Below are 13,523 nucleotides of genomic sequence, written 5' to 3'. Positions count from 1 at the left end.
CAGAGCAATCAATTGGCAACAATCTTGACTGCAAGCAGATCCGGCAGGGTTTGCGGTGCTGCCATCGAACCCAGGATCTGCGCCAGCGGAACCGGGTTCGGTGGCGTCAGGGTGACCTTCAGTTCACCCGGATTGTCGAGGAACTTGGATGCTGCTTCAGTAACCATCTGCGTGAAGGCCGCGTTCTGGATCGGCGCGGTCATTTGTGTTGCCTGTGCCACCAGAGCTTCCCGGAAGACATTTTCGGGGATGTTCTGAGCCTCGGCAATGTGGGCCAAGCCCTTCTTGGTGAGGCCGGCATCCTTGAAGGTCAGGGACGCGTCGACGAACTGGGCAACCACAAGGGCCATTTGTCCCTGGTTCTCGGGATCCTCGAACAAGGACTTCGGTACGTTTGCAAGACGTGCGGACAATTCGGCGCGGCCGAGCCCTTCGACATTCACCATCATGCGCTCCAGGCGCAGTTCCAGCGTTGCCTCGTCCCAGTAGAGCCGGGTCTCGTCGGACCAGACGACCGTTTCCAGACCGAGAGCTTCCAGCAATGCCTGGGCTTCCGGGTCATCGATGGCCGCGACAGGCACTTTCAGCCCTTCGGTCCTGGCGTGAAAGCTGGTCGGGATTGGCGGCACCGTGGTGGACAGCGTCATCTCGGCTCTGCCGATTTCGGTCCGACCGAGGTCCGGCACGGCAACGTCCAGTCCTTCCAGTTCATAACCGAAAGAGCGCGGCATGAACGCGCGGGCCACCTCCATCGGGTGATCCTCGCCGAAGCTTGGGTCTGCCATCAATGTGCTGATCATGGCACGCATGGGCGTATATTCGGCGAATTCGATATCGCCGATCGCCGCCCAGTCGATCTTGACCGATGCACCTTCCGGCAGGTCCGGGGCATCGAGACCGACCATCATCATTTCGCCGATACCGTCGGAGTTGATCTCCGACATGGACATTTCCTTGATGGCGATTTCCATCGGCTTTTCTGGGCCAGGTGTCGGCACAGTCACGTTGATACCGCTGATGCGGGCATCGGTGACGCCGAACGACCGGTAGAACTGGAATACGCCGGTGATCAGTTCTTCAGGGGCTGGAATCTGCTTGGCAAACAGACTGTCGAACAGGGCAAGGATGTTGTTTTCACGCTTCAGAACGGTGACTTCTGAAATCGAGGTCTTGTCGACGGCAATTTCAATAGCAAGCCCGTCGGCGATGTCCTGTTTGGACTTGTAGTCGATCGCCGACGCCGAGCCGAGCATGACCACTTCATCGCCGGTTTCGGGAACATCGGGGTCAAACAGATCGAAGAACGCTGCCGCGTCCATGTCCGTGTAAACGGTCTTGCCCTGGCTGGTGGTCTGGTTCAGCATCTGGCCCGAGGTCGTGTCCAGTGTCTGCATCGACTGGCTCATGCTGTCGATCGTGTATTCCCCGATCCGGCCATCCACAGCGTCGGCCATGCGGTAGCCGGCAATCTGCATGGTGCCTGACAGAACAAGAGTGTCCTTGCCGTCTTCGATCTCATGCGCCTCGATGGTCATCGCCGTGTTGTCGGCCTTGACTTCGTCGTAGGAAGTCAGGAGGGCGGCCTTCACGAACGGCAGCCAGCGGCTGACCTGATGCGCCTCGTCTTCTGCCGGCACTTCCGGCATGGTGAAGCTGTAGTTCGTCGCGGAAACTCCGCTCAACCGGCCGTCGATCTTCAATCGGCCCTTGCCTTCGGCGCTGGCGGAAAGAACCATTTCTGAATCGTCGGAATAGACCCAGCTTGCGGCGTCAAAGTCGCCGTCTTCATGGCTGAGACCTGTAATGGTGACCGTGCCGCTGCTGAATGAAAGCGAATAGGTCAGGTCGGTCAGCTTTTCCGGTTCGATATCCGTGGCGCCGTCATTGCCTGTGACATCCGTTTCCTCGGCCGGAATATCCTCGATGGTTCCGCTCAAGGAGATCGTGCTGTCGGTCAGGGTCAGAGTATCGGTACCTTCGTCGTAAGCGACGCTACCGTTTTCGACCTCGACACCCAGGCTCTTCAAGCCTTCTACATAAGCTTCATAGGCGGTCTCGCCGGTGTCCTGCGCAAGGGCGGAGCCGGAAACCAGCGCAAGCGCGGTGCCGAGCATGAGGAGCCGGACACGGGCCCTGGCTGGTTTGGATGAGAAAACGGAGGCGGGCTGAAAATTCAATGTCGTGGCTCCAATAAAATGATCGGAATCGAGCGGTTTGAACGAGATCGGTCCCGATAGGGTTGGACGTCCAAGTCCTCATCAAGACCTAGGCCATTCCATGACTATGTACCAATCACATGACAAGGTCGAATCGGGAAATGCCGGATCAGGATTGCGCGAGGAGCCATTCAGAACGCACGGTCTCGTCGGTTTCGACGCGCAACGCCGCGGTTTTGCGGGCCTGAAAATCTTCCTGTGCAGAAAGTTGGCCGAGTGCCCAGACGGCGGTGCCGCGAACAAGGGCGTCTGCATCGTCCAGCAGTGCTTCGATCTTGCCGAGCAGCCCAATTTCTCCGGAATTGCCGGCGGCAATCAAAACGTTGCGCAGAAACTTTCCCCGTCCGATCCGTTTCACCGGTGATCCGGAAAAGAGCTGGCGGAAAGCTGCGTCGTCCAGCGACAGGAGGTCTGCAAGCTTCGGGGTAATCATCTCCTCCCGGGCAATCAACTTGGCCTCCCGGGCAGCTTCGGCAAACTTGTTCCAGGGACAGGCAGCCAGGCAATCGTCACAGCCATAAATACGGTTTCCGATGGCTTTGCGAAACGCTTCCGGAATGGGGCCGGGGTGTTCGATGGTGAGGTAGGAAATGCAGCGTCTCGCATCGAGCTGATAAGGCGCGGGAAATGCGTTCGTCGGGCAACTGTCGAGGCAGGCGTGGCAGGAGCCGCAATGATCGCGTTCCGCGCCGCTCGGCGGCAGATCCAGTGTGGTGAAGATCGAGCCGAGGAAAAACCAGGACCCGAGATCACGTGACACGAGGTTCGTGTGCTTGCCCTGCCAGCCAAGCCCGGCAGCCTCCCCGAGCGGTTTTTCCATCACCGGTGCGGTATCGACGAATACCTTCACGTCTCCACCGGACCGGGAAACCAGGAAGCTGGCCAGTTCCTTCAAACGCCCCTTGATGACATCGTGATAGTCGCGGTGTCGCGAATAGACGGAAATGCCGCCGGTGGTCTTGTCGGCCAGATGGGCGAGGGGATGTTCGTGCGGTGCGCTGCCGGGGCCATAGTTCATCGCCAGCATGATGACAGAGCGAACCTCCGGCCATAGCGCTTGCGGTGAGGATCGGCGGTCGGCGGTTTCCGCCATCCAGCCCATGCTGCCTTCATAGCCCTTGTCCAGGAAGTGCCGCAGGCGTTCGCCCGCCTCCGGAATGCTGTCGGCAGCGGCAATCTTCACGCCGTCGAAACCGAGGGCGCGGGCCTTCTCCTCAAAGGCGGTCAGAAGCTTTTGGGTCTTTCGGTCCAAGGCCTTCGGCTGCTCGCTGGAACAACGTTCAGTTCAACCGGAACCGGTTGAACGCACGAAGAATGCGTCAGAAATCGAGATCCGCATAGGTCTGTGCGGCCGGCATGCCCAGCACCTTCTCGCCCAGGAGCGGGCGCATCGACGGCCGCGACTTGACCCGCGCATACCAGCTCTTGATGTCTTCCTGATCGCTCCAGGGCACTTCGCCCAGATAGTCGGCACACGACAGGGAGGCCGCAAGGGCGAAGTCGGCGAAGGTCAGCCGGTCGCCGGCAACCCAGCGGCGGGAGGCGACCAGATAGCCGAAGTATTTCAGGTGGTGATGGATGTTTGCCCGGGCAACGCGCAGGGCAGCCGAATCCGGTTCGCCGCCGCCGGCGGACTTCGGCATGATCTGCTTGTAGATGCGTTCGCGCACAAGATGGCCGATCACTTCCTGATCGAACTTGCCGAGGCTCCACTCGACCAGGCGTCTCGTTTCTGCGCGGGCATCGGGATGATCCGGCATCAAGCGACGGTCGGCAACCGCATAGCCCCGGGTTTCGTCCAGATACTCCATGATTGGTCCGGCGCCGCAAATGGCAGGGCCTTCGTTTTCCACGATAACCGGCACGGTGCCTGCCGCGTTCAGCACCAGGAGCGCCTGAGGCCGCTCCCATGGGTTCACGTGATGCTCCTCGAAGGCGGCACCGTATTCGCTCAGGATGAGCCGGATGAACCTTGAAGATGGCGAGAACGGATGATGGTAGAGCGTCAGCATGAAGGGGTTAAGAGCCTGAACTGTGGCAAGACTACGTCAAAGCGAATGCCGAATGCTGCAATCGCCTTAACGGAGAGTTTGCCCCGAATATGGTTATCAAGGGTTTGACGGCGTGACTTCGCTTCGTCAAATAAGCGGCGACTTGGGAGACGCCCTGAGTCGCGAGACATACTTGGTCAGGCTGGTTTTCATCAAGCCATTTGGAGACAAGATACACAATGGACGGCCAAACGATTGTTAATGCTCTCATTTTGGGGATTGTCGAAGGTCTGACCGAGTTCATTCCCGTCTCGTCTACCGGTCACATCCTGCTGCTGGGGCATTTTCTCGGCTTCGACAGCACAGGTAAAACTTTCGAGGTTCTGATCCAGCTCGGCGCCATTCTGGCGATCCTGTCGGTTTATTTCGGCCGTTTGTGGACGCTTCTGATCACGCTGCCAAGCGATCCCTCCAGCCGGCGCTTTGTGGCCGGTATCCTGATTGCCTTCCTGCCGGCCGCCGTCATCGGCGTGCTGCTGCATGGTTTCATCAAGGAAGTGCTGTTCGAAACGCCCGCGCTTATCTGCACGACATTGCTGCTCGGTGGCATCGTCCTTCTGTGGATCGACCGCCTGCCGCTGAAGCCGCGCTATACAAATGTGATGGATTACCCGCTGTCGCTCTGCCTGAAGATCGGCTTTTGCCAGTGCCTTGCCATGGTGCCCGGCGTTTCACGCTCCGGTGCGACCATTGCCGGTGCATTGCTGATGGGCACCGACAAGCGCTCGGCGGCCGAATTCTCGTTCTTTCTGGCCATGCCGACAATGGCCGGCGCCTTTGCCTACGATCTCTACAAGAACCGCAACGTGCTCTCAATGGACGATGCCATGCTCATTGGTATCGGTTTTGTCGCGTCTTTCATCGCCGGTGTGTTTGTGGTCAAGGGGCTGCTCGACTTCGTCTCCAAACACGGCTTCGCGCCCTTTGCCTGGTGGCGCATTTTCGTCGGCATTGCCGGTTTCGCCGGACTTTATTTCCTGGGCTGAGGCCGCTTTACCAATGTCCGGATCAGCGTGCATATTTTGCTGCGCTTGTCCGGACCGACGGAGCGAGTGTGACGCGGCTTGGCTCAGGCTGAACGGTTGAGCTGTCTCTTGGCCGTATAGGTCCCCGCCAATGCCTCGAGTTCGCTTGCAAGCTCCTGACGAAGGTCCTCCGGGCCAAGCAGTTCCGCCCCCGGCCCGAGCCATCGGACGAGCGGCAAAATGCGGGCCCGCTCGGTAGAGGGGATGCTGACGAGGATCCGGCCTTCTTCGGCCGGTGTGAAGACGGCGTGACGGTAATACCAGTCGGCGCTCAGCTTCTTTGCCTGTGCGGCAGTGATCAGGATCTCGGCAATCGCTTCTTCCTGCTCCCAGCGACGCATCGCCTGCGACAGCCATGCCCCGCCGAGAAGGCTCTTGATGGAGAAGGTCTTGTCGGGCCGGAAAAAGAGCCCGCTGATTTCCAGATCCCGCACCCGGTCCGCCCGATAGACCTTGAGCGTGTCCGTATCGACGCAGCGTCCGGCCAGATACCAAAGGTCCCGGTCGAACATGACCCCATAGGGTTCGACGTCATGGGCTTTCACGGTCCGCCTTGTGGGGTTGACGTGCTCGAAGCGGACCCGTTTGCCATCCAGGATACCGGCCATGAATCCGTCGAGGGCCTTCTGCCAGTCGCCCGTCGGTTCCGCCTTTGTGCCGGAATGAAAGATGTCGGGCGGGATTGGTTCGATGCCCACGATCCTGTCGGCCTCTTTCAGGAGCCCGTGAACCGTTTTGGGCAGGGACGCCAACAGCTTCTTTTCCGCGGCCGCAAGATCGTCTGCCAGCGGCACCGTGCGGCTGGAGCGCACCAGTGCCATTGCAGCCAGCAGGGCGGCGGTCTCATTGCGGGTCAGCGCCACGGGTGGCTGAAGATAACCGCTGGCAAGCCGGTAGCCGCCTTCCGCACCGCGCTCCGCATCCACCGGAACGCCAAGCGCGATCAGCCTGTCGATGTCGCGATAGATCGTGCGATGGGAAACGTGAAACCGTTCGGCAAGTACGGTTGCCGGGACAAGTTTGCCGCCGGTCAGCAGAAGCAGGATGCCGAGTGCGCGTTCAATCGGGTTCATGGAAAATCGGGCTCTGTGAGGTCGGAACAAAAAAAATCATAACCTGAGAACAGAACGGGATCAAACATGACTCACTGCTGTCAGGATTGATTTGTCATTCTCATCTCGTCCCCAGGAAGGAACGGGCGTTCAGCCCTTAGGAGAAGAGAGATGAGCCTTGAGATCGACACCATTTTCCGCAGCCGTGCAAACAGCCGCAGTGTTCTGTTTTCTGCCCTTCGTGTTTGTGTGGCAGAGTTCCGGAATTATCTTCGCCGCCGGGAAACTAACCGAGCACTTTCTCGCCTGAACGAGAGTGAGCTGAAGGATATCGGCCTGCAACGCACAGAGCTCGGCTACAGCGAGCTGCACGACGACCGCTTCAAGTTGGGGCCTCGGCGTGGATAATCTTTTCCGGTGGCTGGCAAGTTCTCCTGTCAGCCGCCGGATCCGCGCATCAATGCCTTTATCTCCGGCTTGTTCCAGGCAAAGAACATCACCACAAGAGCGGTAAGGGCCGCGATGATCACACCGTAGAACGGAAGATCCAGATCAAGCCCGATCAGTTCCCCGCCCAGCAACGAGATCACGCCCGCCACCAAGGTGAAGACGGCAATGGTCACACCCATGACCCATCCCTGTTCCTTGTCGCTGACGGCTGCCGAATAAAGCCCGAGAAACGTCGGATAGGCGATGCCGAAGGCGAAGTAGAAACAGAAGACCGGCACATAGGTCAGAATTGCGCTGGGCGAGGCTATGAAAGCTGCCGCCGACACTGCCCAGACCGTGAAGGTCATGCCCAGAATAGCTTCCTTGCTGAACCGCTTTTGCGCCGGCACAACCAGAAACGTGCTGGAAAAGGCGAGGGCAATGCCGATTGTCAGCATCACCATCGAACCGCCGAGCGTGCCGTAACCGAAGCGGCTGGTCAGGTAGTTGTCGACGAAGATGTAGAAAGACAGGTTGGCGACGTGAAAGAAGAAGAACACCACTGTCAGCCGCATCACTGTCGGATATTTCCGGATACGCCATAGAAGCTCGAGGATTTCCGAAGGCCTGAACACGAATTTCTGCCGTTCCGCCTCGGCGTCGTGTGCATCCTTGAATGAGAACACAACCAGCAGGATGGCAATCAGCACCAGTACGAAACAGGCATAGAACGGCAGTTTGATGCTCGCCAGGTCGCCAAGCAGGACCGGGTCCGACAGGAGACCGCCGAGCAGCGGGCCGCCGACCAGCCCGAAGCTGACGCCGGTGATGATATAGCCCATGTTCCGGTTGCGGTCCTCGTCATCCGTGCTGCCATCGATCATCGCGGCCTGCGCGATCGGCTGGTTGCCCGCAGTCAACCCGGTGATCGCGCGGCCCAGGACCAGGAGCAGGAAGCTGTTGAGATAGAGCGCTGCTATGGTGAGCGCATAGCCGCCGAGCGCGCCGAACAGGCAGATCAGGATCGCGTTCTTGCGGCCGATGACATCCGACAGTTTGGAGATGTAGGGCGCACCGAAGAACCAGCACAAGAAGAAGACGCCGATGATGAGGCCGTAATCGAAATGGCGCATCGCGTCGCTGGTGGAATGCGGCAACATCGACGTCGACGGTTCCATCACCAGGGAATTGATGATCGGAAACACCAGTCCCTGACCGAGCAGGTCGACAAAGACAACAAAAAGTAACGTGACCTTGGCAAGAAATGACATCTGCGCCTCCCGTCAATTTTGACGGTAGGCGAAGGAGCGGGATGCGGCAACGAAAAGCTGTGCCGGGTAGGGGCGGCGGATGAACGGTGCTGCATGCAGACGAACTGCTGGAGTGCGCATACCCGCCCGGCACCGGCAAGTTTCTTTCAACAGAAAACGGGCCCCGAAGGGCCCGTCGAAGAAATCAGGTGCAAGCAGGCCTTACGCCGGCCGGTGCGCGTCGTACTGGCCGTGTTCGCGGTAGCGTTCCAGGTAGGTTGGCAAAACGGCGGCCAGCGTTGCCGGAGGAATGCCGATGCCTTCCAGGGTGCGGCCTTCCGCCTTTGCCTTGTCAGACACCACGTTGTCGGTTTTCAGCAGCTCGACCTGATCGGCGGTGAACGGCGCGTAGGGGAAGAGCTGCAGAACCTTGCCCATGGCAGATGCGACCGGGAAGGGCAGCGGCAACAGAACGCGATTGCGGCGGGTGACTTCCAGAACGTCTTCCAGGCAAGACTTGAAGCTTTTCACTTCAGGGCCGCCGAGTTCATACGTGGTGCCACCGGCAAGCTGGCCATCGACAGCGCGGGCAACCGCTTCGGCAACGTCGCAGACATAAACCGGCTGGAACTTGGACTCGCCGCCACCAAGCAGCGGCAGCACAGGCGAGAAGCGGGCCATGTCGGCAAACTTGTTGAAGAACTTGTCTTCCGGACCGAACACGATGGATGGCCGCAGGATAACGCTGCCGGGCAGGGTTTCCAGAACACCGGCTTCGCCGACCGCCTTGGAGCGGGCGTAGGCAGAGCTGCTCTGTGCGTCCGCACCGATGGCAGAGATATGCGTGATCCGATCAAGGCCAGCGGCACGCGCGGCTTCCGCGATCGCTCGCGGACCGAAACTCTGCACTGCGTCGAAGGACTGTTTGCCGCTGGGGGCCAGGATGCCGACGGCGTTGACCACCGCATCCGCGCCGATCACGGCCCGGTCGACCGACCAGCGATAGCGCAGGTTGGCCTGTACCGGCATGATCTGGCCAACGGCGCCAAGCGGCTGAAGATGAGTCGCCAGATCGGGACGGCGGACGGCTGCGCGCACGCGGTAACCGCGCTTGGCGAGCGCCTGAACGATATGACGGCCAAGGAATCCCGATCCGCCGAAAACCGTGACGAGTTTGCCGTTAAGTGCTGTGGACATCCTGAAAATGCCTTCTGTCGCGTCCAAAAGGAGAGGCGGCCTGGAATTTGGCCGGCTCAGTCTGGGAGTTTCTTAGCCCTTTGCCGCGGGTCTGTGAAGGGCTCGCTGTGAATGAATAAAAAAAGTCACACAGAGTGATTGACAAGCCCCGGAACCACCCTTACAAGCCCCCCTCACAGCCCAGGTGGCGGAATTGGTAGACGCACTAGCTTCAGGTGCTAGCGCTCGCAAGGGCGTGGAGGTTCGAGTCCTCTCCTGGGCACCAAATTTTGGTTTTGGACACACTACCAAGGTCCAGAACAATCTAAAAAAGCTCCGGTTTTCCGGAGCTTTTTTCGTTTCTGGGGCTGCTTCGGCGTTTTGGCCTAATGGCCTACCGATTTCGAGAAAACATTGATGATCACCACCCCGCTAAGGATCAGTCCAAGGCCGATCAGGGCCGGCAGGTCGAGTTTCTGGTCGAACACCAGCCAGGCGACCATGGTGATGAGAACGATGCCCGCTCCGGACCAGATTGCGTAGACGATTCCCGTCGGCAAAACGCGAATCGGATAGGACAGCAGCCAGAACGAGATCGCATAACCGGCCACGGTGATGATCGAAGGCAGCAGGCGGGTGAAATTTTCGGTTTTTGCCAGAGCGGAAGTTGCGATGACCTCGGCGACGATGGCTGCGACGAGGAAAAGATAGGTGGCGGCGAGGCTGTTCGGCATCTCTGGCTCTTTAAGGCGGTGAGGGAGCTCCGGATGAAGGTACGCAGGCCTTCCAGGGAGCGAGTGGTTTCCGTTTCGTCTGTTTATACGAAAAAGGCCCGCGTGCGCGGACCTTTCTGAAGGCTGGGGCTGTATTTGCGGGCAGCTGTCTGGCGCAAATCACGATGCGCGATCCTTCTGGTTGAACGCGACACGTTCTAGAAGGTGTATTTGCTTTCCAGCAGCAGGCCGTAGCGGTGATAGTTCTGGTCGAGAACCACTTTCTCGCCAGTGACGACATATCTGCGGTCGAAATTCGAGTGGAGCCACCAGTAACGGCCACCGACGCCCAGTTGCCAGTTCTTGGTCAGGTCGACATTCAGCATCGCATCTGCTTCCAGACCATAGGTCCAGTCGCTTTCCCAGGTTTCTATCTTGTTGTAGCTCCAGGGCACACCTGCGACGTCAACGGACCAGCCGGCGCGTTGGCCGATGTCGCCTTCAGCAGTCATGCCCAGGCGGATCGCATGCCAGTCGCGGGACTGTTCGACGGTCAGATTTCCGTATTTCGCCGAAACGTCGTCGGACAGGTACTGGTAGCCGACGAACCCTTTCAGCCGCACCTGGTTGTTTGCAAATTGCGCAAAGCCCCAGCCGCCGTCGAGAACAACATATCCGAGCGAGGTCTCATCGGTTTCGTCCATCTCGTAGCCAGAGAAATGCACATCGCCACCGTCGCTCCTGCCGAGGCCGACATAGCCCCTGAAGAAGGTGTTGGACGTCGTGTCCTCGAGCGTTCCGACCAGTTCCGCGGTGTGAGAGGTCACATTATCCGTGCTGGAAATGTCGAAGCCGCTGTTGTCCAGATCGGAGCGCGACTGGCTGTACCAGTATCGCAGACCGATGCTGCCGCGCAGTGTCGATGGCTGATAGAGCTCGCCGGACCCTGAGTAGACATCCGCGGCGGAGGCAAGGGGCGCCGAAGAAAGCGCAAGGAAGGCCGCAATCGGAAGGGACTGCAAAAGTCTTTTCATGGCTGAAACACCGCTTGTCTGATTACGCGGAAATGCGCGCTATTGGTGTGTCAGGTATTGCAATTTATGGTTAACAGTGCGTGAAGGCACACCTGTTTAAGTCAGGTGACGCAGCGTCCCACTCGGCGGGCCTTGCAAAGGAGGCAGGCCCCGGCACAGCCCCAGCACGGCCCCGGCAAGCCTTGCTGCGGGGCCCCTGGTGAAAGTGATTTGGCTCAACCGCCTCCCGCACACTCTCAGGGGGAGGCAGCGAGTTACCAATGATGGATCAGATCGGATAGCCCTGACCGGGGTCTTCGATGGTGATCCAGCGCAGTTCCGTGAACTCGTTGATGCCTGCCGTACCGCCGAAGCGGCCATAGCCGGAGGATTTCACACCGCCGAATGGCATCTGCGCTTCGTCAAAGACAGTCGGGCCATTGATGTGGCAGATGCCGGACTGGATGTCCTTGGCAACTTCCAGAGCCCTGCGGGTATCCTGCCCGAAGACAGCCGCCGAAAGGCCGTAGTCCGTGTCGTTGGCGATCTCGATGGCATGGGCGGTGTCGCGGGCGCGGATCATCGTGGTGACAGGACCGAAGCTTTCTTCGCCGTAGATGCGCATCTCCGGTGTTACCAGATCGACGATGGTCGGGGCCATCACGGTGCCTTCCTCCGGTACGCCGCCGCACAGAACCTTTGCGCCTTTCGCAACGGCGTCGTCAATCAGGGCTTTGACATGGTCGACCGTGTCTCGATCGACAACCGAGCCGATATGAACCTGTTCGGTTGGCGCGCCCACTTTAAGCGCGCTGGCACTGGCCGCGAATTTCTCCGCAAAGACGTCTGCAACGGACTGATCGACAACAACTTTTTCCGTGGACATGCAGATCTGTCCCTGGTTCATGAAAGCGCCGAACCGGGCTGCATTGACCGCACCGTCGAGATCGGCATCGTCCAGCACCACCAGCGAAGCCTTGCCGCCGAGTTCCAGAAGGCAGGGTTTCAGGTGCTTGGCAGCACGCTCTGCGATGATCCGGCCAACGCGGGTCGATCCGGTAAAGTTGATCCGGCGCGTCAGCGGGTGGTCGACCAGCGCGTTGACCACTTCTGGAGCGTCAGCTGCATCGTGGGTCAGGATGTTCAGGACGCCCTTGGGCAGGCCCGCATCAGCCATGACGTTACCCAGAAGCCTGTGCAGGCCAGGGCATTTCTCGGAGGCTTTCATTACCACCGTGTTGCCGCAGGCAATCGGCAGCGCGAAACAGCGGACACCCAGAATGGTCGGAGCGTTCCACGGCGCCATGCCGACCAGAACGCCAACGGGCTGGCGGTAACCCATGGAAAAGGAACCGGGCTTGTCGGAGGGGATGATCTCGCCCTTGATCTGAGTGGTGGAAGCGGCCGCTTCACGCAGGATCTTGGCGGCGAACATGTTGTTGAAACCGAGCCATGGCGCGGTCGCCCCTGTCTCGCGAATGCCGACCTCGACGAACTGCGGCGTGCGTCCTTCCATGAGATCGGCTGCCTTATTAAGGATCTTGCGCCGTTCGCTCGGGCCAGTCTTCGACCACGCGGCAAAGGCAGCCTGCGCGGACTGCACAGCCTTGTCGACGTCGGCCGCCACCGCGGCTGCCGCCACGCTGGCGCGTTCGCCGCTGACCGGGTTCTTGCGTTCGAAGACAGCCGCGCTGCTGGCTGCCTGGTCCTCGTTGTCGATGAAAAGGCCGTAGTCCATGGGATCCTCCGTTGTGTTGGTCTTGTTTGGTCCCGTCAGTCGTCCGGGCCTGCGAACAGGGCGGAGTAGACGAGTGTCTGGTTGGCGTGTTCGCGCATGATCGATTCAGCGCGCTGTGGGTCGCGTTTCGAGATCGCGTCGAAGATGAGGCGGTGCTGCATGTTGCCCAGGCGCAGGCGCATCATGTCTTCTTCGGCCTTGTCGGCGCTGAACACCACCGTGCCCAGCTTGAGCATCGGGAGGCTTTCCATGCGATCGAACGCATAGCCGATGTAGTCGTTGCCGCACTGGCGCATGATCGTCTCGTGAAAGGCGACATTGCCGTCCTGATAGCGCGAGATCTTGTCACCATCCGCCGATGTGTCGGTTAGCGCGATGTCCATGTCCTTGATGACGGATTTCAGCGTCGCCTCGACGTCCTTGCTCATGCCGCTCTTGGCAAGCGTGCCGGCAGCCAGACCCTCCAGCACACCGCGCACCTCGTAGGCATGCTTGATGTCGCCCAGATTGAATTCCTGCACCGTGAAGCCGCGACCGTCACGCTTCTTGATGAGACCTTCCACCTCCAGCGCGCGCAGTGCCAGCCGTGCCGGTGTTCGCGACACGTCGAACATGTCGGCAACGCTCACTTCGCTGATCTTCGAGCCCGGTGCCAGCGAGCCGTCCATGATCATGCGGTGAAGAACTGCCAGCACGCGCTTGTCAGACGGGGCTGTTTCATTTGCCTTGGTCGTCATCTGTCCTTGCCATTTTCGGATCCATACCAGTTCGAAGGCATGGACCTTATCATGAGCATTTTCATATTTATGTATCCAAAAATAACTGATTGTCATTATAAAATTTCTGAAATCACTGTTATT

At 59.4% G+C, this 13,523-nt stretch carries 12 protein-coding genes and 1 tRNA gene; 3 read left to right on the top strand and 10 right to left on the bottom strand.

Going from position 1 to position 13,523, the window contains the following annotated elements; all coding sequences use genetic code 11:
• Positions 1-8: 8 nt before the first annotated feature.
• From HCG46_RS09220 to HCG46_RS09210, 3 genes are all read right to left on the bottom strand, one after another.
• Entirely contained in the window at positions 9-2,177 is a 2,169-nt protein-coding gene (locus tag HCG46_RS09220) for a hypothetical protein (RefSeq protein ID WP_168685885.1), read from the bottom strand.
• 148 nt (positions 2,178-2,325) lie between these two features.
• Positions 2,326-3,468 (bottom strand): tRNA epoxyqueuosine(34) reductase QueG, encoded by a 1,143-nt coding sequence (gene queG / locus HCG46_RS09215; protein ID WP_168685883.1) that lies wholly within the window; start codon positions 3,466-3,468, stop codon positions 2,326-2,328.
• A 67-nt stretch (positions 3,469-3,535) separates the two neighbouring features.
• Positions 3,536-4,228, bottom strand: coding sequence for a glutathione S-transferase family protein (locus HCG46_RS09210; protein WP_023001669.1), 693 nt, complete (start codon positions 4,226-4,228; stop codon positions 3,536-3,538).
• A gap of 218 nt (positions 4,229-4,446) precedes the next feature.
• Between HCG46_RS09210 and HCG46_RS09205 the strand changes: the two genes are divergently transcribed.
• Complete coding sequence (locus HCG46_RS09205; RefSeq protein WP_023001668.1) at positions 4,447-5,253, top strand: undecaprenyl-diphosphate phosphatase; 807 nt, start codon at positions 4,447-4,449, stop codon at positions 5,251-5,253.
• A gap of 83 nt (positions 5,254-5,336) precedes the next feature.
• Here the strand turns inward: HCG46_RS09205 and HCG46_RS09200 are convergent, their stop codons facing one another.
• A complete protein-coding gene (locus HCG46_RS09200) occupies positions 5,337-6,365 on the bottom strand; it encodes a WYL domain-containing protein (RefSeq protein WP_168685881.1) in 1,029 nt (342 codons plus the stop codon).
• 150 nt (positions 6,366-6,515) lie between these two features.
• On the opposite strand from HCG46_RS09200, the gene HCG46_RS09195 reads away from it, so the two are divergent.
• On the top strand, positions 6,516-6,752 hold the full coding sequence (locus HCG46_RS09195; protein WP_023001666.1) for a DUF1127 domain-containing protein: 237 nt from the start codon (positions 6,516-6,518) through the stop codon (positions 6,750-6,752).
• Positions 6,753-6,781: 29 nt separating this feature from the next.
• Here the strand turns inward: HCG46_RS09195 and HCG46_RS09190 are convergent, their stop codons facing one another.
• Together HCG46_RS09190 and HCG46_RS09185 are read right to left on the bottom strand one after the other, a co-directional pair.
• Positions 6,782-8,044 (bottom strand): MFS transporter, encoded by a 1,263-nt coding sequence (locus tag HCG46_RS09190; protein WP_168685879.1) that lies wholly within the window; start codon positions 8,042-8,044, stop codon positions 6,782-6,784.
• Positions 8,045-8,245: 201 nt separating this feature from the next.
• Positions 8,246-9,220: a complex I NDUFA9 subunit family protein gene (locus tag HCG46_RS09185; RefSeq protein ID WP_055659463.1), complete on the bottom strand. Its 975-nt coding sequence runs from the start codon at positions 9,218-9,220 to the stop codon at positions 8,246-8,248.
• 178 nt (positions 9,221-9,398) lie between these two features.
• Between HCG46_RS09185 and HCG46_RS09180 the strand changes: the two genes are divergently transcribed.
• Positions 9,399-9,485 (top strand) — tRNA-Leu (locus tag HCG46_RS09180).
• Between the two features lie 100 nt (positions 9,486-9,585).
• On the opposite strand, the gene HCG46_RS09175 is transcribed toward HCG46_RS09180, so the two are convergent.
• The 4 genes from HCG46_RS09175 to HCG46_RS09160 form a co-directional block, all read right to left on the bottom strand.
• Positions 9,586-9,933: an SMR family transporter gene (locus HCG46_RS09175; protein WP_055658316.1), complete on the bottom strand. Its 348-nt coding sequence runs from the start codon at positions 9,931-9,933 to the stop codon at positions 9,586-9,588.
• 197 nt (positions 9,934-10,130) lie between these two features.
• Complete coding sequence (locus tag HCG46_RS09170; protein WP_152511606.1) at positions 10,131-10,946, bottom strand: hypothetical protein; 816 nt, start codon at positions 10,944-10,946, stop codon at positions 10,131-10,133.
• 268 nt (positions 10,947-11,214) lie between these two features.
• Positions 11,215-12,663: an aldehyde dehydrogenase gene (locus HCG46_RS09165; RefSeq protein WP_168685877.1), complete on the bottom strand. Its 1,449-nt coding sequence runs from the start codon at positions 12,661-12,663 to the stop codon at positions 11,215-11,217.
• A gap of 35 nt (positions 12,664-12,698) precedes the next feature.
• Positions 12,699-13,400 carry a GntR family transcriptional regulator gene (locus HCG46_RS09160; protein ID WP_055658321.1) on the bottom strand — a complete coding sequence of 234 codons (702 nt, stop codon included), beginning with the start codon at positions 13,398-13,400 and terminating at the stop codon, positions 12,699-12,701.
• Positions 13,401-13,523: the final 123 nt, after the last annotated feature.

Origin of the sequence: Labrenzia sp. PO1, from assembly GCF_012273635.1 — a bacterium.
Classification (GTDB): Bacteria; Pseudomonadota; Alphaproteobacteria; order Rhizobiales; family Stappiaceae; genus Roseibium; species Roseibium algicola.
This window is presented reverse-complemented; position numbering and strand designations above follow the sequence as displayed.

Coding starts and splice junctions, on each gene's coding strand:
- HCG46_RS09210 (WP_023001669.1), bottom strand. CDS start 4,228: ATGCTGACGCTCTACCATCATCCGTTCTCGCCATCTTCAAGGTTCATC.
- HCG46_RS09205 (WP_023001668.1), top strand. CDS start 4,447: ATGGACGGCCAAACGATTGTTAATGCTCTCATTTTGGGGATTGTCGAA.
- HCG46_RS09200 (WP_168685881.1), bottom strand. CDS start 6,365: ATGAACCCGATTGAACGCGCACTCGGCATCCTGCTTCTGCTGACCGGC.
- HCG46_RS09195 (WP_023001666.1), top strand. CDS start 6,516: ATGAGCCTTGAGATCGACACCATTTTCCGCAGCCGTGCAAACAGCCGC.
- HCG46_RS09190 (WP_168685879.1), bottom strand. CDS start 8,044: ATGTCATTTCTTGCCAAGGTCACGTTACTTTTTGTTGTCTTTGTCGAC.
- HCG46_RS09185 (WP_055659463.1), bottom strand. CDS start 9,220: ATGTCCACAGCACTTAACGGCAAACTCGTCACGGTTTTCGGCGGATCG.
- HCG46_RS09175 (WP_055658316.1), bottom strand. CDS start 9,933: ATGCCGAACAGCCTCGCCGCCACCTATCTTTTCCTCGTCGCAGCCATC.
- HCG46_RS09170 (WP_152511606.1), bottom strand. CDS start 10,946: ATGAAAAGACTTTTGCAGTCCCTTCCGATTGCGGCCTTCCTTGCGCTT.
- HCG46_RS09165 (WP_168685877.1), bottom strand. CDS start 12,663: ATGGACTACGGCCTTTTCATCGACAACGAGGACCAGGCAGCCAGCAGC.
- HCG46_RS09160 (WP_055658321.1), bottom strand. CDS start 13,400: ATGACGACCAAGGCAAATGAAACAGCCCCGTCTGACAAGCGCGTGCTG.